The organism is Inquilinus sp. CA228 (genome assembly GCF_052078665.1).
Taxonomy (GTDB): Bacteria; Pseudomonadota; Alphaproteobacteria; order DSM-16000; family Inquilinaceae; genus Inquilinus.
On the sequence record NZ_JBQJIK010000194.1, the window covers coordinates 1 to 885 of the forward strand.

An 885-nucleotide genomic window follows, 5' to 3' on the forward strand; every position below is an offset into this window, starting at 1 on the left:
CCTGGGTGTTGGTGCCGATCGAGATGGCGCCCTGGTCGCTCGCGATCGCATTGGTGCCGATCGCGGTCGCCCATTCGCTGGAGGCGTTGGCGTTGACGCCCAGAGCGATCGCGGCACTCGCGGTCGCGCTGGCGGCATTACCCATGGCAGTGGCGCCGTCGGCGCCTGCGATGGCGTTGTAGCCGATCGCCGTCGACTCCGCCCCCGTCGCCGAGGCACCGACGCCGGCCGCCAGGGAGTTGGTGCCGGTGGCGCCGTCATTGGCGTAGTTGGCGCCCTGGGTGCCGCCGTCATTGACGCTGTAGTAGTGCGTCAGCTGGCCGGTGACATCGGTGATCTGGCTGGCGACATCGTCCACCGCCGTGTTGGTGGCGAAGAGCTGCGAGCCGTTCACCGCGTCGGTCGAGGTCGCCGAGAGCCGCCCCGCCGCGACATTGGTGATGGTGCGCTCGGCGCCGGCGCTGCCGACGCTGACCGTGCTGGCCGGCGCCGTCCCGGCGAAGGTGTAGGTCGTGCCGGCAATCGTCGCGCTGGCCGTGCCGACCGCAGCCGCCGTCACCGAGCCCGTGCCCAGCGCCACGTCGCCGGCATTGGTCGCCGAGGCCGCGTCGCCGAAGGCGAGCGAGCCCGCCCCGGTGGCGCTGCTGGCGTTGCCGAGCGCGACCGAGCCCTGGCCCGTCGCCGTGTTGCCACTGCCCAGCGCCAGCGCGCCGGTGCCGTTGACCGTGTTGTTGGCGCCCATGCCCACGGCGCCCGTGCCGGTCACCGAGTTCGGATCGCCGATCGCGACCGCGCCGTCGCCGTTCACCACCTGGCCCTGGCCGATCGCCACCGCCCCGGCGCCGCCCAGCACCTGCGAGTTGGTGCCGATCGCGACCGAGCCCT

At 73.2% G+C, this 885-nt stretch carries 1 pseudogene; it reads right to left on the minus strand.

The annotated features are described in order from the left end of the window. Positions 1-885: pseudogene (locus ACTOWL_RS37960) on the minus strand (hemagglutinin); the annotation flags it as partial.